A 15,475-nucleotide genomic window follows, 5' to 3' on the forward strand; every position below is an offset into this window, starting at 1 on the left:
CGTTGAGCCCCGTTCAGGGGATTGACCGCCCCGCGCACGCTGTTGTGCGCATCCTGTACACCCGGCTCCGCCCCGCGCCCGGCCGGTGCCGGACGGGGTGCCGGACGGAGTGCCGCCGACCGCTCCCGGGCACCCCACCGGACACCCCGTCGGACGGTCCGCTCAGCGCCCGAGCCGGGCCAGCACCTCGCGCGGCCGGTTGGTGATCAGCGCCTCCACACCCAGCTCCAGGCAGAGGTCGACGTCGGCCGGCTCGTCGACCGTCCACACGTGCACCCGGTGCCCCGCCCGGCGGAGCGCCGGGACCAGCCCGGGACTGCGCCGCACCAGTTCGATCCCGGGACCGGCGATGCCGGCGCCGCCGGGCAGCGACCGCGTGCGGCCGAGCACCGGCCACCGGCGCTCCAGCAGGTACACCGTCGGCACCGCCGGCACCGCGCGGCGCACCCGGTGCAGGGCCAGCTCCGAGAAGCTCATGATCCGCACCAGCGACTCCTCGGCCGTCCGCGGCAGCAGGCCGTAGTGGTCGAGGAGCCGGACGAGCTCGGCCTCCGTGCGGCCCGCGCGGCGGGTCGGGTGCTTGGTCTCGATCGCCAGCCGCACCGGCCGCCCGGCCCCCGCGACCAGTTCCAGCAGCTGCGCCAGTGTCAGCACCGGGCTCGGCTCCGGTGCGTCCGGCGACTTCCAGGAGCCGAAGTCCAGCGCGGCGAGCTGGTCGAGCGTCATCGTGGAGACCACGCCCCGGCCGTCCGAGGTGCGCTGCACCGTCCGGTCGTGGACGCACACCAGCTGCCCGTCGGCCGTCAGCCGGACGTCGCACTCCAGGGCGTCCGCACCCTCGTCGATCGCCCGGCGGTACGCCGCCAGGGTGTGCTCCGGCAGGGCCGCCGAGGAGCCGCGGTGCGCGACGACCTCGACGGCGCCGCGGTCGGGGGCGGGGCCGCCCGGCGCCGCGGGAACGGTCCGGCGGAGTCTCTGGGTGTCCACGGCAACACCCTACGAGGGCAGGGATGCCCGGACGCACCCGCCACGGGGAACCTGCGGTGAACAGCTCCGGCGCCGCCTCACCTCGGGCCGCTGCCTGCCGGGGCCCGGTCGGCCGGGACGGCCGTCAGCGGGCGTCCGCCCCGGTGCCGGAGGTCCGGCCGGTCAGCGCCGTCAGGGCCCAGGTCGCGAGCGCCGCCACGAGGAAGCCGAACAGCGAGGCGGACGTCCAGGACTGCGGCGTGAAGCCGACCGCGTCCCGCAGCCGCATCCAGAAGTCCGTCCACCAGTCCGCGATGCCCGTCGGCGCCAGGAACTGGTACGCGGCGAAGCCGAGCACCCACGGCAGCAGCATCAGCGGCCGGGCCGGGGCGTCCTGCGCGGTGTTCCAGCCCTGCCGGCCGGCGCCGAAGAAGTAGTCCACGGCGAGCACCGCCAGCAGCGGCACGAAGACCGCGCCGATCAGGTAGAGGAAGTTCGCGTAGGTCTCGTAGAACTCGCCCTCCTGGATGCGCAGCGCCAGCAGGGTCACCAGCGCGCCGATCCCGCCGGTGAGTAGGCGGCGGTCGACCCGCGGCAGGAGGTTGTGGACGGACATGGCCGTCGAGTACACGTTGGCGAACGACTGGTCGGTCTCGCGCACCACCAGCACCAGCAGGAACACCCAGCCGGCGGCCACCCCGGTGAAGGAGGAGAACACCTTCGACGGGTCGCCGCCCGACTGCAGCAGCGCGATCAGGCCGAGGGCGTAGCACCAGGCCTGGGCCAGCGAGTACCCGGTGAAGCTGCCCCAGAAGGCCGACGCCGCGGTGCGGGCGTGCCGGGTGTAGTCGGCGGCCAGCGGCACGAAGGAGACCGACACCGCGATGACCGCGTCGGTCGCCGTCAGGAAACCGTGCCAGTTGCCCGCGCCCGGATCCGGGAAGCCCTGCCGGCCGAGCTGGACGGTGAAGTACACCATCGCCACGCCGACCGCGACCGCCACGTACTTGCGCAGCACCGCGATCGCGCCGAGCGGCCAGATCGTCAGCACCGTCGTGACCACGCCGGCGAGCAGCACGAACAGCCAGCGCCACCCCTGCGTGCCCGCCACCGTCTGCGCGCCGCCGGCGATCACGATCAGCTCGAACACGCCCCAGCCGATGCACTGCAGGATGTTGAGCACCGTCGGCAGGAAGGAGAGCCGGGTGCCGAACAGGCCGCGCAGCATCGCCATCGCCGGCGCACCCGTCCGGGCGCCGATCAGCGCCGCCACGCCCAGCATCGAGGTGCCGATGACCGTGCCCGCGACGATCGCCGTCACGGCCGCGGCGAAGGACAGCTCACGGCCGCCCACCACCAGCACCGTGACCGCGCTCTGGAAGCCGATCAGGCTCACGCCGAGGTTGGCCCAGAGGGCGAACTGCGCCCGGAAGTCCAGCGTCCGCGGGGGCGCGGTGTCCAGCACCAGCGGCGCCTCGACACGCGCGCCGTTCGGGGCGACGGGCTCCGGCCCGGTTCCCGGATCGGAAAAGGAGGCAGGCGAAACAGCCGTCATGGCCGATACTCCCTACGCCGGCATTACCCGGACAGGTTCAGGCGGTCTGCGCCACCTCGGTCCGGCCGGTCACTGCCCGGCCGGTCGATCGGCGCACTCTCAGCCTGGAAGGTCCAAGCTCCCGCGTGTTCAGATAGGACGACAGGCTATCCGGCGCAGTCCCGGAGGCCAAGGCCCGGAGGTCCGTCGTCCGGATCGCGGGACCGGAGCAGGGGCTCCGGACCAGGTCGGAGGGCGGATCGTCGGGGACACCTAAGGATTCTTAGGCGTTCTTCAGGGGGCTCCTTACGGCAACCGAATCCGTGATGCGAAAAACTATGGTTCTAGGTCCTGTCAGCTATGGAGGTCGTCCGTGAGCACCGAGCACGCGAGTGGGTCCACCGGGCCGCAGGAGGGCCAGCCCTCCGGTGCGCCCCAGGCGGTGGGTCCGGCTCACGACACCGCGTCGGCCGCCGCGCCGCCGGTCGTCGAGTCCGCGCCCACGCTCGCCTTCGCCAAGCTGAGCGATGCCCCGGCCGCGCCGCCCGCGCCCGCCGCGCCGTCCCCCTACATCGATGCCCCGCCGCCGGCCGCGCCGCCGGCCGCGCCCGCCTACCTGGACGCCCCGCCGCCCGCCGCACCCCCGGCCGCGCCCGCCTACATCGACGCGCCGCCGCCCGTCGTGCCCCAGCCGCAGGCGGCCAACCCGTACGCCGTCCCGGTCGCGGCCGACCCGTACGCCGCCCCTGTGGCGGCTCCGGCCCCGGCCCCGGTGGCACCGGTCACCGCGTCGACCGACCCGTACGGCACGCCGGACACCCCCGGCACCCCGCCGCCCGCCGCACCCTCCGCCCCGACCGAGGCGCACCACCCGTTCGGCGCGGGCCACCCCGTCGGCGGCTGGGGTCACCCGACCGGCGGCCCCGGGGTTCCCGGCGGACCGGCCGAGCCCGGCGGCCCCGGTTACCCGTACGCCTCCGCGGGCGGTCCCGCCCCGCGCCGCAAGCGCGGCGGGCTCATCGCCCTCGTCGCGGCCGTCGCCCTCGTCGCCGGCGTGGCCGGCGGGGCGATCGGCGTCGCCGTCTCCGACGGTGACAGCGGCGGCAGCAGCGCCGGGCACTCCAGCACCACGGTCAGCGTCAGCGACAGCCGCAAGGTGACCGACCGCGCCCCCGACTCCGTGGCGGGCATCGCCGCGAAGGCGCTGCCCAGCACCGTCACCATCAAGGCGACCGGCTCCCAGGAGTCCGGCACCGGCACCGGCTTCATCTTCGACACCGAGGGCCACATCCTCACCAACAACCACGTGGTCGCCCCCGCCGCCAACGGCGGCAAGCTCACGGTCAAGTTCTCCGACGGATCCTCGTACGACGCGTCCGTCGTCGGCCGGGCCCAGGGCTACGACGTCGCCGTCGTCAAGCTCGACAACCCGCCCAAGGACAAGCTCAACCCGCTGCCCCTCGGCGACTCCGACAAGGCCGCCGTCGGCGACGCCACCATCGCCATCGGCGCCCCGTACGGCCTCGAAGGCACCGTCACCACCGGCATCATCAGCGCCAAGGACCGCCCCGTCGCCTCCGGTGACGAGACCGGTGCCCAGGCCTCCTACATGAACGCCCTGCAGACCGACGCCTCGATCAACCCCGGCAACTCCGGCGGCCCCCTGCTCAACGCCTCCGGCGCGGTCATCGGCATCAACTCGGCGATCCAGTCCAACACCAGCGGCTCCGGCCGGGCCGGCTCGATCGGCCTCGGCTTCGCCATCCCGATCAACCAGGCCAAGTGGGTCGCCGAGACCCTCATCAAGGACGGCACGCCCGTCTACGCCATCCTCGGCGTCCTCCGCAACGACGACTACAAGGGTGACGGCGCCCAGATCCAGACCGCCGCCGTCCAGGGCCAGGCGGCCGTCACGCCCGGCGGTCCCGCCGACCAGGCCGGCCTCAAGCCGGGCGACGTCATCACCAAGCTCGGCGGCATCCCGATCGACAGCGGCCCGACCCTCGTCTCCGAGATCTGGACGCACAAGCCCGGCGAGAAGGTCGAGGTCGAGTACACCCGTGACGGCAAGGCCGCCAAGACCACCGTCACCCTCGGCGAGCGCAAGGGCGACAGCTGACGCCCACCCGGAAACGGTGTGCACCGAGGAGGCCCCGAACCGTTAGGCTGACCCCCGCCAGGAGGGTTGCCCGAGCGGCCTAAGGGAACAGTCTTGAAAACTGTCGTGAGGTGACCCCTCACCGTGGGTTCAAATCCCACACCCTCCGCAGGTGAGGCGAAAGCCCGGCTCAGGGCGGGTACCGACGCAAGTCGGTACCCGCCCTTCGCGCTGTGTGCGCCCGGCGGCCGTCCAGTGACCGCCCGGGGCCCGTTCGGGGGCGGACGCGGTCGGGGGCGGGGTCCGGCGGCGGCGTGATCGGTGATTGTGCACCGTCCTTGCCGCGGGCGTCCGGCAGGGGCAGAGTGCAGGGCGGACGGGTGTGCGAGAGCTGGAGGCTGCCGTGGGTGATCTGGTCGACCGGTTGTTGGCGGGGCTCCCGGAGGCGGCGGTGGCCGTGGACGTGGATGTCGTGGCGGCGTACGCGCACGACATGGCGGGGTTCTGCGAGGCCGGGGTGGCGGCGGTGGTGGTCTTCCCGGAGACGGTGGAGCACGTGCAGCACGTCATGCGGACGGCGACCGAGCTGCGGGTGCCGGTGGTGCCGCAGGGGGCGCGGACCGGTCTGTCGGGCGGGGCGAACGCCGTCGACGGCTGCATCGTGCTGTCGATGGTGAAGATGAACCGCATCCTGGAGATCGACGCGGTGAACCGGATCGCGGTCGTGCAGCCGGGTGTGGTGAACGCCGAGCTGTCGCGGGCCGCGGCCGGGTACGGCCTGGCGTACCCGCCGGATCCGTCGAGCTGGGAGTCCTGCACGATCGGCGGCAACATCGGGACGGGCGCCGGCGGCCTGTGCTGCGTGAAGTACGGCGTGACCAGCGAGTACGTGCTGGGCCTGGAGGTCGTGCTGGCGGACGGGCGACTGCTGACGACCGGTCGGCGTACGGCGAAGGGCGTCGCCGGGTACGACCTGACGCGGCTGCTGGTCGGGTCGGAGGGCACGCTCGCGGTCGTGGTGGAGGCGGTGGTGGCGCTGCGTCCCGCGCCGGCCCCGCAGTTGGCGCTCGCGGCGGAGTTCCCCAGTACGGCGGCGGCGAGCGCGGCGGTCTGTTCGGTGATGGCGTCGGGCCACGTGCCGTCGCTGATGGAGCTGATGGACACGACGACCGTCCGCGCGGTGAACGCGATGGCGAAGATGGGGCTGCCGGAGTCGACGCGGGCGCTGCTGCTGGTGGCGTTCGACGGTCCGGCGAAGGAGGCGGAGCTGGCGGCGGTGGCCGAGCTGTGCCGGGCGGCGGGTGCGAGCGAGGTCGTGCCGGCCGAGGACCAGGCCGAGTCGGACATGCTGCTGGAGGCGCGGCGGCTCTCGCTGCCCGCGATGGAGCGGCTCGGCACGACGATGATCGACGACGTGGCGGTGCCGCGGTCGCGGCTGGGGGAGATGCTGGACGGCGTCGAGGAGATCGCCGCGCGGCAGCGGCTGACCATCGGCGTCGTCAGCCATGCCGGTGACGGCAACACCCACCCGGTGGTGATCTTCGACGCGGACGACCCGGACGAGACGGCCCGGGCGAAGGCCTCCTTCGACGAGATCATGGCGCTGGGGCTGGACCTGGGCGGCACCGTCACCGGTGAGCACGGTGTGGGTCTGCTGAAGCGGGAGTGGCTCGCGAAGGAGCTCGGGCCGGTCGGGTCGGCGTTGCAGCGGCAGATCAAGGCGGTGTTCGACCCGTTGGGAATCCTGAATCCCGGAAAGGCCGTGTGACGTCCGGTTGTCCGACGATCTGTCCGGGGGCGCGCCACGTCCGAATCATGCGCCCCGGCGGACGGTACGGCGCACGGGAGGCGTTTTCCGGGCGCCCACGAATCGGGTGAACCTGCAGGTGGGGCGGCCGTGATGGCGTTCTTCGGCTATTCCTCCGCCGCGCCGGGATCACGCTAACGGGCGAAAAGGTCGAGTCGAGCTATGCCTTTGTCGATTTGTTACGGAAGTCTTCTTCCTCGACGGCGGGCTCCGGCCCGGCGTGCTTCGATCCCCGCCACTCCTGCACGACGGAGGAAAACCATGGCGTACTCCCGTCCGACGGCCCCGCCCACCGGCCCGGCTCCGACGGCCGCTCCACCGCGGGTGGTCCGTGCAGCGGTCCCGGCCCCGGTCGTCCCGCCGATCGCGCCCTGACCCCGGAGGCGCGGGCCGCCTGAGGGGACCGGGCCGTCCGGCCGTCGGCGGGGGCGCCGATCGGCAGGGTGGTAGCAACGGTCCGGCGGCCGGCGCGCGGAGAGGGACGACACCCGGGCGGGGAAAGGGTCTGCCGCAGCGGGTTCCGGCGGGCGGGTGCCGTACAGCGGCGCCCGCCCGCCGTCCGTTCCCGGGAACCGGACGGCGTATCGCAGCCGCGCCGGTGACGTCGGCCACGTCGGCCACGCCGGTGACGCCGGGTCAGCGGCGCGCGGTGAGGGTCGCGCCGACGCTCGCCGCGACGACGCACCCGATGCCGGCCAGTTGCACGCCGCCCAGGAGCTGGCCCAGGACGACCAGTCCGACCAGGGCGCTGATCGCCGGGTCGAGGCTCACCAGCACGCTGAACACCCGCTGCGGCATGCGCCGCAGGGCCGTCATCTCCAGCGCGTACGGGAGGACGGGGAAGAGCAGCGCGACTCCCGCCACGGCGAGCAGCAGCAGTGCGGGGGAGGGGGAGGCGGCGAGCCCGTGCCAGGCCTGGGCCGCCCCGAACGGCGCGACGACGAGGGTGGCGACGGTGAAGGAGACGGCCAGGCCCTCGAATCCGTGGAAGGCGGCACCCACCCGGTGGGTGAGGAGGATGTAGCCCGCGTAGCAGGCGGCCGCCCCGAAGGCGTAGCCGAGCCCGGCGGGGTCGAGTGCGGCTCCGCCGCTGCCGTGGCCGACCAGGGTGAGCAGGGCGACTCCGGCGGCGGCGAGCATGGCCCAGAGCAGGTGTCCGGCGCGGCGGGAGAAAGCGAGGGCGACGGCCAGCGGGCCGAGGAACTCGATGGTGGCGGCGGTGCCCATCGCCAGCCTGCTGGTGGCGGCGGCGAAGAGGAGCGTCATCCCGGCGGAGGCGATGCCGAGCCGGGCGGCGGCGAGGAGGTCGCGGCGGCTGCGTCCGCGCAGCCGGGGGCGGGTGAGCGCGAGGAGGACGACGGCGGCGACGGCCAGTCGCAGGAAGGTCGCCCCGGCCACGCCGACGAGGCCGAACAGCGAGGTGCAGGTGGCGATGCCGAGCTGGCAGGCGGCCATGGCGGTGATGCAGAGCACCGGTGCAGGTACGCGGGCCAGACCGCGTCCCGCGGGCCGGCCACCGGCGGAGGACGCGGCGCCGGCGGGCGCTGCGGTCCTGCTGTCCGGACCGGTGCCGATGGTGCCGGCAGTGCCGGCAGTGCTGACAGTGCCGGTGGTGCCGGTGGTGCCGGTGGTGCCGGTGGTGCCGGAGGGCGGTGCGAGGGTGTCGGCGGCGGGCATGGCGACGAGTCTGACGTAAGGACCGCATGGGCTGCAAATCCCTTACATGGGCTCCGGAACTCCGACCGGCCGGGTGAATCGCGCCCGGGCGGCCGCGCGCCTGCCCCACCGATCCGACGATCGGTCAGTACGACTGTGGCGTGCGTACCTTGGGAACAGCCGCGCTGGCCGCGGCCTCGACCGTCCTGCTGATCGGCGCCACCGGCGTGCCCGCGGCGGGGGCCGCGCCACCCGGGGCCGGCCCCCGGCTGAGCCGCACCGTGCTCGACGACCCGGCGGCCGCGCCGGGCGGCCGGCTGGTCGAGGGCGAGGTCTACCAGGGCGCCGGGTTCGACGCCTGCACGGCGCCGCCCCTGGCCACCATGCAGACCTGGTGGGACGACTCCCCGTACGGCGCGGTCGGCATCTACACGAGCGGCAGCCAGCGCGGCTGCACGCAGTCGCGGCTCACCGCGGACTGGGTCGCCCAGTCCCGCGCGATGGGCTGGCGGTTCGTCCCCACGCACGTCGGCCGGCAGGCGCCGTGCAGTACGAGCGGCAGCAAGCCGCAGCACATCGACCCCGGCGACGCCGTGGGGCAGGGCCAGCAGGAGGCGGCCGAGGCGGTCGCCTCGCTGCGCGGGCTCGGCTTCGGCGCGGGCACGCCGGTCTACCTCGACATGGAGGCCTACCCGCGCGGCGACGACGCGTGCAGCCAGGCCGTCATGGACTTCACCGTCGGCTGGACCCAGGCCCTGCACGCGGCCGGGCACCGGGCGGGCTTCTACTCCTCCGCCGAGTCCGGGGTCGCCGACCTCGCGGCGGCCGCCCGGGCCGGCAGCTCCCCGCTGCCCGACGCCGTCTGGTACGCCCGCTGGGACGGCCGCGCGACGGTCACCGACGGCGCCGGCGACCTCAACCCCGACCTGTGGACCGACCGCAGCCGCATCCACCAGTACCAGGGCAACGTCACCGAGTCGTACGGCGGGGTCTCCCTCTCCATCGACCGCGACGAGCTCGACTCGCCGGTGGGCTGATCCGGGCTCCGGCCTGCACCGGAGATGCTGGTCTCAACTCGACCACGAATGCTGACACCGGGCCCGGGGCGGACCAGAATCGGCATGCCGGCCGTGGCTACCTGCGAGTAGCCCCGCCGGTGTCTGCCGCCACCCGGTCAAGGAGGACCCGCGTGTTCAGCACCATGCAGGACGTACCGCTCACCGTCTCCCGGATCCTCGCGCACGGCTCCACCGTGCACGCCGGCTCCACGGTCACCACCTGGGACGGCACCGGCCCGGTGGTCCGCAGCTACGCCGAGGTGGGCGCCCGGGCGGCCCGCCTCGCGTACGCGCTCCGCGACGAGCTCGGGGTGAACGGCGACCAGCGGGTGGCGACCCTCATGTGGAACAACGCCGAGCACCTGGAGGCGTACCTCGCGGTGCCGTCGATGGGTGCCGTGCTCCACACGCTGAACCTCCGGCTGCCGGCGCCGCAGCTCGCGTACATCATCAACCACGCCGCCGACCACGTGATCATCGTGAACGGCAGCGTGCTGCCGCTGCTGGCCGGGGTGCTCGGCCAGCTGGACGAGACCCTGCGCCACATCGTGGTCAGCGGCGAGGGCGACCGCTCCCTGCTGGACGGCTTCTCCGGCACCGTCCACGAGTACGAGGCGCTGATCGCCGACCGTCCGGCGGTATACCCGTGGCCCGAGCTCGACGAGCGCCGGGCCGCCGCGCTCTGCTACACCTCCGGCACCACCGGTGACCCCAAGGGCGTCGTCTACAGCCACCGCTCGGTCTACCTGCACTGTCTGCAGGTGATGGCGGCCGACAGCTTCGGCCTCACCGCGCGCGACGTCGCGCTGCCGGTCGTCCCGATGTTCCACGTCAACGCGTGGGGCGTGCCGCACACCGCCTTCATGTCAGGCGCGAGCCTGCTCATGCCCGACCGCCACCTGCAGCCCAAGCCGCTCGCCGAGATGATCGACCGGGTGAAGCCCACCGTCGGCGCGGCCGTCCCCACCATCTGGAGCGGCCTGCTCGACGAACTCGACGCGGGCGACTACGACACCTCCACCCTCCGCATGGTGGTCATCGGCGGCTCCGCCTGCCCGCCCGCCCTCATGAAGGCGTTCGAGGAGCGGCACGGCATCAACGTCGTGCACGCCTGGGGCATGACCGAGACCTCTCCGCTCGGCACCTTCTCCCTCCCGCCGGCCGGGCTGACCCCCGAGCAGGAGTGGCCGTACCGGCTCACGCAGGGCCTGTTCCCGGCCTCCGTCGAGGCCCGGCTCGTCGGCCCGGGCGGCGAGCGCATGCCGCACGACGGCGAGGCCGCGGGCGAGCTGGAGGTCCGCGGCCCCTGGATCGCGGCCGCGTACTTCGGCGGCGCCGACCGCGAGCCCGAGCGGCCCGGGGACAAGTTCAGCGAGGACGGCTGGCTGCGCACCGGCGACGTCGGCACCATCACCGCGGACGGCTACCTGACGCTCACCGACCGGGCGAAGGACGTCATCAAGTCGGGCGGGGAGTGGATCTCCTCGGTCGAGCTGGAGAACCACCTGATGGCCCACCCCGAGGTCGCGGAGGCCGCGGTCGTGGCCGTGCCGGACGAGAAGTGGGGCGAGCGGCCGCTGGCCACGGTCGTCCTGCGGCCCGGTGCCGCCGCCGGCCTGCCCGAGCTGCGGGCCTTCCTCGCCGGGCGGGTCGCCTCCTGGCAGCTGCCGGAGCGCTGGGCGCTCGTCGAGTCGGTGCCGAAGACCTCGGTGGGCAAGTTCGACAAGAAGGTGATCCGGGCCGAGTACGCCGCCGACGGGCTGGACGTCACGGTGCTCGGCAAGGAGTAGCCGGCCTCCTCTCCCTCGCGGGAATACCCCCTGGGGGTATGTGGTTCTCCGGAGCGGAACCCGCGAGGGAGAGGAGCCCGCACCATGGAGCACCACCATCACCCCCAGCACCCCCAGCACCCGGCCGACCCGCACCGGCCCGCATCCGCATCCGCCTCCGTGTCCACCTGGGGGACCGCCGCGCTCGCCACCCTGCACTGCCTCGTCGGCTGTGCCACCGGCGAGGTGCTCGGCATGATCGTCGGCACCGCCCTGGGCCTCGGCAGCGGTGCGACCGTCGCACTGTCGGTGGCCCTGGCCTTCGTGTTCGGCTACGCGTTCACCATGCGGGGCCTGCTGCGCTCCGGCCTCGCCCCCGGTGCGGCGCTGCGGGTCGCCCTCGCGGCCGACACCGTGTCGATCCTCGTCATGGAGCTCGTCGACAACACCGTCATGGTCACCGTGCCCGGAGCGATGGACGCAGGGCTCGGCCGGCCGCTCTTCTGGGCGTCCCTGCTGCTGTCGCTCGGGGTGGCCTTCGTGCTGACCGTGCCGGTCAACCGGTGGCTGATCACCCGCGGACGCGGCCACGCCGTCGTCCACGCCCACCACTGACCGCCACCGATCGCCACCGATCGCTGCCCACCACCGCCCACCACCGCGCGGGCCGGCCCCGGGGCCGGCCCCGCGGTGTCAGCCGCCGACCGCCGAACCGGCCACGGCACCGCCCTCGGCGAGCGAGCCGATCCGGCCGAGCAGGTCGACGATGCGCGCCTGGACGTCGTCCGAGGTCGAGCGCTCCGCGAGGAAGAGCACCGCCTCGCCCGTCCGCAGCCGCGGCAGGTCCTTCGGATCGAGGTCGACCGACGTGTAGACGACGAGCGGGGTGCGGTGCAGCCGGTCGTTCGCGCGCAGCCAGTCGAGCAGGCCGACCCTGCGGCGGCGGATCTGCAGCAGATCCATCACCACCAGGTTGGGCTGCACGCTGCTGGCCCGGGCCACCGCCTCGTTCTCGTCGGTGGTGTGCTCGACGTGCATGCCGCGGCGTTCGAGGCTGGCGATCATCGCGGCGGCGATGTCGGCGTCGGACTCGACGAGCAGCACGCGCGGCGCGTGGCTCTCGCTGTCCCGCGGGGCCAGCGCGCGCAGCAGCACGGCGGGGTCGGCCCCGTGGGCGGCGTCGCGGGCGGCCTGGCCGAGACCCGCGGTGACCAGCACCGGCACCCGCTGGTTGAGCGCGGCGGTGCGCAGCGACTCCAGGGCGGTACGGGTGATCGGGCCCGTCAGCGGGTCGACGAAGAGCGCCGCGGGGAAGCCGGAGACCTGCGCGTCGACCTCCTCGCGCGAGCGCACGATGACCGGCCGGTAGCCGCGGTCCTGGAGGGCCTGCTTGGTGGAGGCGTCCGGTTCCGGCCAGACCAGCAGCCGTCGCGGCCCGCCGTCGACGGCGGGCACGAGCACGGTCGGCTGCTCCGTCGGAGCCGGAGCCGGAGCCGGGACCGGGGCCGGGGCCGGCATCGGGACCGGTACACCCGCCGGTGCGAGCTCGGAGAGCGGACGCGGCGGTGTCCGCTGCTCCGCCGCCGCAGGGGTGGGGTCCGCGGCGCCGCCCGGGCCGGTGGCCGCGGGCAGGGCCGGCAGCTCCGCCGGGGTCACCGGGGCGGGGTCCGCGGGCGCCGCCGCAGGCTGCGGGAAGGCGCTCGGGAAGGCGGACGCGAACGCGCTCTGCAGCGGCCGCGGCGGGCTCAGCTCGCCCAGCCCACTGCCCACCGGCTGCGGGGCGGCCGGGGCGGCCGGGGCGGCCGACGGCAGCTCGGGCGCGGCGGACCGCGTCGGTGCGAGCTCGGCCGAGACGGCCGGGTGGGCCGGGGCCGGGACCGGCAGCGCGACGGCGGACTCCGTCGCCTGACCGGGCGGCAGCGCGACGAGGCCCTCCGCCGGTGCGTGGTCCGCTGCGGACTGCGCCGTGGCCGGTGCCTCGGGCGCCGCGTTCTCCACCGGCGCGCCGGGGTCGGCGGGCACGGCGAGTCGGCGCCTGCGCCCGGTCGGCTGGACGGCGGGCACCGCGGCAGGCGGTCCGCCGACCGGCAGTGCGTGTTCGAGTCCCGGGTAGAACGGCAGGCCCGGCTCGGGAGCCCCGGGCAGCGGAGCGGCGCCCGCGGACGTCTCGTCGGCGGCGGGCACACCCCGGCGCCGTCTTGACGGCCGCCCGGCCTCCTGGCCGGACCCCGACGCGCCGTCAGTCGGCTGCCCCGCGGCGGGCACGCTGCCGGGCGGGGTCGACAGGTCGTCCGCGGAGCTGCCCGCGAAGCCGTCCGCGGGAGAGGACGGGCCGGGGCCGAGGGCGATCGGCGCGTGCGTGCGCTGTCCGGGAACGGCCGCTTCGGGCGCGGTCGTGCCGTCGGAGGACCGGCCGGACCGGCCGGACCCGCCGGGCTGCGGCTCCGCCGGGCCCTGCCCGTTGCCTGCGCCGGGTCCGTGCTCGCCGGCCTTGTGCTCACTGTGCCCGTGCTCACTGTGCCCGTGCTCGCCGTGGCCGTGGTGCGGGGCAGGACCGTCGGGGCCGGGGGCCGGGGCCGTCCCGACGGACGGACCGAGGGCGATCGGACCGCGCCGGCCGTGCTCGCCCGCGGCGGCCCCGGCCGGGTCGATCTGCGGGCCGGACTGCGGGCCGGACTGCGGGTCGGTCTGCGGGTCGGTCTGCGGGCCGGGCTGCTCGGCGGGGGCGTCCTCGCGGCGCTCGGCCGGGGGCAGCTCCGGGAGGTCCGGCAGCATCGCGGTGTCGGTCTCCTTGGGCACGCTCGGCCGGCCCACCGAGGCCGCGCGGGCCGCTGCCGCGTCCAGCGGCAGCTCCACGACGTAGGTGGTGCCGCCCCCGCCCGGCAGCTCATGCCGCTGCAGCACGCCGCCGTGGCGCTCGACGGTGCCCCGGGCGATCGGCAGGTGCACGGGGCTGCTCCGCAGGGCGGGGCCGCGCACCTCGATCCGGGCGACCTCGCCGCGCTGGGCCGCGGCGACGACGACCATCGGGGCGTCCCCGCCGGCCGGCGGCAGTGCGGGCACGCCGAGCGAGGGCATCGCGCCGGTGCCCGGCGCGTCGAGCGAGGGGCCGATGCCGCTGACGTCGGCGACCAGGTGGGCGAGGGCGCGGCCGAGCCGCTCCTTGTCCGCGGTCACCTCGACGGCGGCGGCGTGCACCGAGTAGCGCACCCGGCCGGGCCCGACGAGTTCGCCGGCACGTTCGACGGCGCGCTGCACCACGGTGTCCAGGCCGACCGGCCGGCGCTTCAGCTGCTGCTTACCCGTCTCCGCCGAGGCCTCGAACGCCTGGTGCGCGAGCACCCCGTCGATCAGGGTGCCGAACCGGCGGCACTCGTCGGCGAGCCGCCGCAGCGTCCAGTTCGCCTCCGGCCAGAGCTGTCCGGCCGGGTCGCCGGCGAGCGCGTCGATCCGCCGGTGCAGGGCGGTGAGGGCATCGCCGAGCTCGGTCTCCAGCACGGCCGTGAGGTGCTCGTTGCGCGCGACGAGCGCGAGCTCCTTCGTGCGGTCGGTGAAGGTCATCACCGCGCCGACCAGCTGCTCGCCGTCCCGTACGGGCGCCGTGGTGAGGTCGACGGTGACGGGAGTGCCGTCCTTGCGCCAGAGCACGGCGCCGCGCACCCGGTGCTTGCGGCCGGAGACCAGGGTGTCGAGCAGTGCGGAGGCCTCCAGCGCGAGCGGGGTGCCGTCCGCCTGGGAGTGCTGGACCAGTGGGTGCAGCTCGCGGCCGCCGAGCTCGCTCGCCCGGTAGTCGAGTATGTGCGCGGCGGCCGGGTTGACCAGCACCACGCGGCCCTCCAGGTCGACGCCGAGCACGCCCTCGGCCGCCGCGCGGAGGATCATCTCGGTCTGCTTGTGCTGGCGCCGCAGCTCCGCCTCGATGCCGAGCCGCCCGGTGAGGTCGCGCACCAGGAGCAGCAGCAGGTCCTGCCCGGACCCTTCGCGGTACGGGTCGTAGGGGACGTAGCCGCGGTCCTCGCCGCCGGTGCCGTCGTCGCTGAAGTCGTTGCCCGAGACCTCCACGGGGAAGGTGTCGCCGTCGGTGCGGCGGGCCGTCATCCGGACCGGCTTGTCCAGCCCCTCGCTCTCCGCCGCAGGCGGGCGCATCGAGCCGGGGATGCGGCTCGGGTCGAACTCCGGGAGGAGGTCGAGCACGCCACGCCCCACGAGCGAGGTGCCGGGCGCCTGGAGGCTCTCCACGGCGGCCTTGTTCGCGTCGACCACCGTGCCGTTGCTGTTCACCAGCAACAGGGCGTCCGGCAGGGCGTCGAGTATGGCGGCGAGGCGAGCAGCGCCTCGGGTCGGCCTGCTGCTCACGTCGACAGGTCTCCTCACGGCTTCGGGCCACCACAGCGATGGCTCGCCGGCTGGTCACGGCGGGCGCTCGCGGCTCGCGCTCTCCTCGGGCCCCGGCAGTATCTCATTGTTCTTTGCGCTGTGGACGACCCGGCTAGTAACGTTGTCGGTGGTTGGTGTCGGGCCCCTGGGCTGTGGCATCATCACTTGCGCACGGAGTGCGCCCGAGCAGTGGGGGCGCGGTCCGGTGGA

The 15,475-nt window shown here is 74.8% G+C and carries 9 protein-coding genes, 1 tRNA gene and 1 riboswitch; of the genes, 6 read left to right on the forward strand and 4 right to left on the reverse strand.

All coding sequences use genetic code 11. The features are described 5' to 3' along the window. Window positions 1-162: 162 nt before the first annotated feature. Together SNE206_RS09075 and SNE206_RS09080 are read right to left on the reverse strand one after the other, a co-directional pair. A complete protein-coding gene (locus tag SNE206_RS09075; protein WP_407912865.1) occupies window positions 163-987 on the reverse strand; it encodes a glycerophosphodiester phosphodiesterase in 825 nt (274 codons plus the stop codon). A gap of 124 nt (window positions 988-1,111) precedes the next feature. Further along, entirely contained in the window at window positions 1,112-2,521 is a 1,410-nt protein-coding gene (locus tag SNE206_RS09080; protein ID WP_407912866.1) for a purine-cytosine permease family protein, read from the reverse strand. Continuing rightward, window positions 2,514-2,656, reverse strand: a riboswitch (TPP riboswitch). Its footprint overlaps the gene before it by 8 nt. 217 nt (window positions 2,657-2,873) lie before the next feature. Between SNE206_RS09080 and SNE206_RS09085 the strand changes: the two genes are divergently transcribed. The 3 genes from SNE206_RS09085 to SNE206_RS09095 all read left to right on the forward strand — a co-directional run bounded on the left by SNE206_RS09085 (window position 2,874) and on the right by SNE206_RS09095 (window position 6,366). Continuing rightward, the gene (locus SNE206_RS09085; RefSeq protein ID WP_407912867.1) at window positions 2,874-4,619 is read left to right on the forward strand and encodes a S1C family serine protease; all 1,746 of its coding nucleotides are present in this window, start codon (window positions 2,874-2,876) and stop codon (window positions 4,617-4,619) included. 60 nt (window positions 4,620-4,679) lie between these two features. Further along, window positions 4,680-4,767: transfer RNA gene (locus SNE206_RS09090), tRNA-Ser, on the forward strand. Between the two features lie 234 nt (window positions 4,768-5,001). Beyond that, window positions 5,002-6,366 carry an FAD-binding oxidoreductase gene (locus tag SNE206_RS09095; protein WP_407912868.1) on the forward strand — a complete coding sequence of 455 codons (1,365 nt, stop codon included), beginning with the start codon at window positions 5,002-5,004 and terminating at the stop codon, window positions 6,364-6,366. Window positions 6,367-7,041: 675 nt separating this feature from the next. Here SNE206_RS09095 and SNE206_RS09100 read toward each other — a convergent pair. Beyond that, window positions 7,042-8,082, reverse strand: a complete 1,041-nt coding sequence (locus SNE206_RS09100; protein ID WP_407912869.1) for an EamA family transporter — start codon at window positions 8,080-8,082, stop codon at window positions 7,042-7,044. Window positions 8,083-8,222: 140 nt separating this feature from the next. Between SNE206_RS09100 and SNE206_RS09105 the strand changes: the two genes are divergently transcribed. The 3 genes from SNE206_RS09105 to SNE206_RS09115 all read left to right on the forward strand — a co-directional run bounded on the left by SNE206_RS09105 (window position 8,223) and on the right by SNE206_RS09115 (window position 11,503). Next, window positions 8,223-9,098: a DUF1906 domain-containing protein gene (locus SNE206_RS09105; RefSeq protein WP_407912870.1), complete on the forward strand. Its 876-nt coding sequence runs from the start codon at window positions 8,223-8,225 to the stop codon at window positions 9,096-9,098. 152 nt (window positions 9,099-9,250) lie between these two features. Then, on the forward strand, window positions 9,251-10,909 hold the full coding sequence (locus tag SNE206_RS09110) for a long-chain fatty acid--CoA ligase (protein WP_407912871.1): 1,659 nt from the start codon (window positions 9,251-9,253) through the stop codon (window positions 10,907-10,909). 84 nt (window positions 10,910-10,993) lie between these two features. Beyond that, a complete protein-coding gene (locus tag SNE206_RS09115; RefSeq protein WP_407912872.1) occupies window positions 10,994-11,503 on the forward strand; it encodes a DUF4396 domain-containing protein in 510 nt (169 codons plus the stop codon). Between the two features lie 78 nt (window positions 11,504-11,581). Here SNE206_RS09115 and SNE206_RS09120 read toward each other — a convergent pair whose 3' ends face one another. After that, window positions 11,582-15,244 carry a PAS domain-containing protein gene (locus SNE206_RS09120; RefSeq protein ID WP_407912873.1) on the reverse strand — a complete coding sequence of 1,221 codons (3,663 nt, stop codon included), beginning with the start codon at window positions 15,242-15,244 and terminating at the stop codon, window positions 11,582-11,584. Between the last annotated feature and the right edge of the window lie 231 nt (window positions 15,245-15,475).

The organism is Kitasatospora sp. NE20-6, from assembly GCF_045862635.1.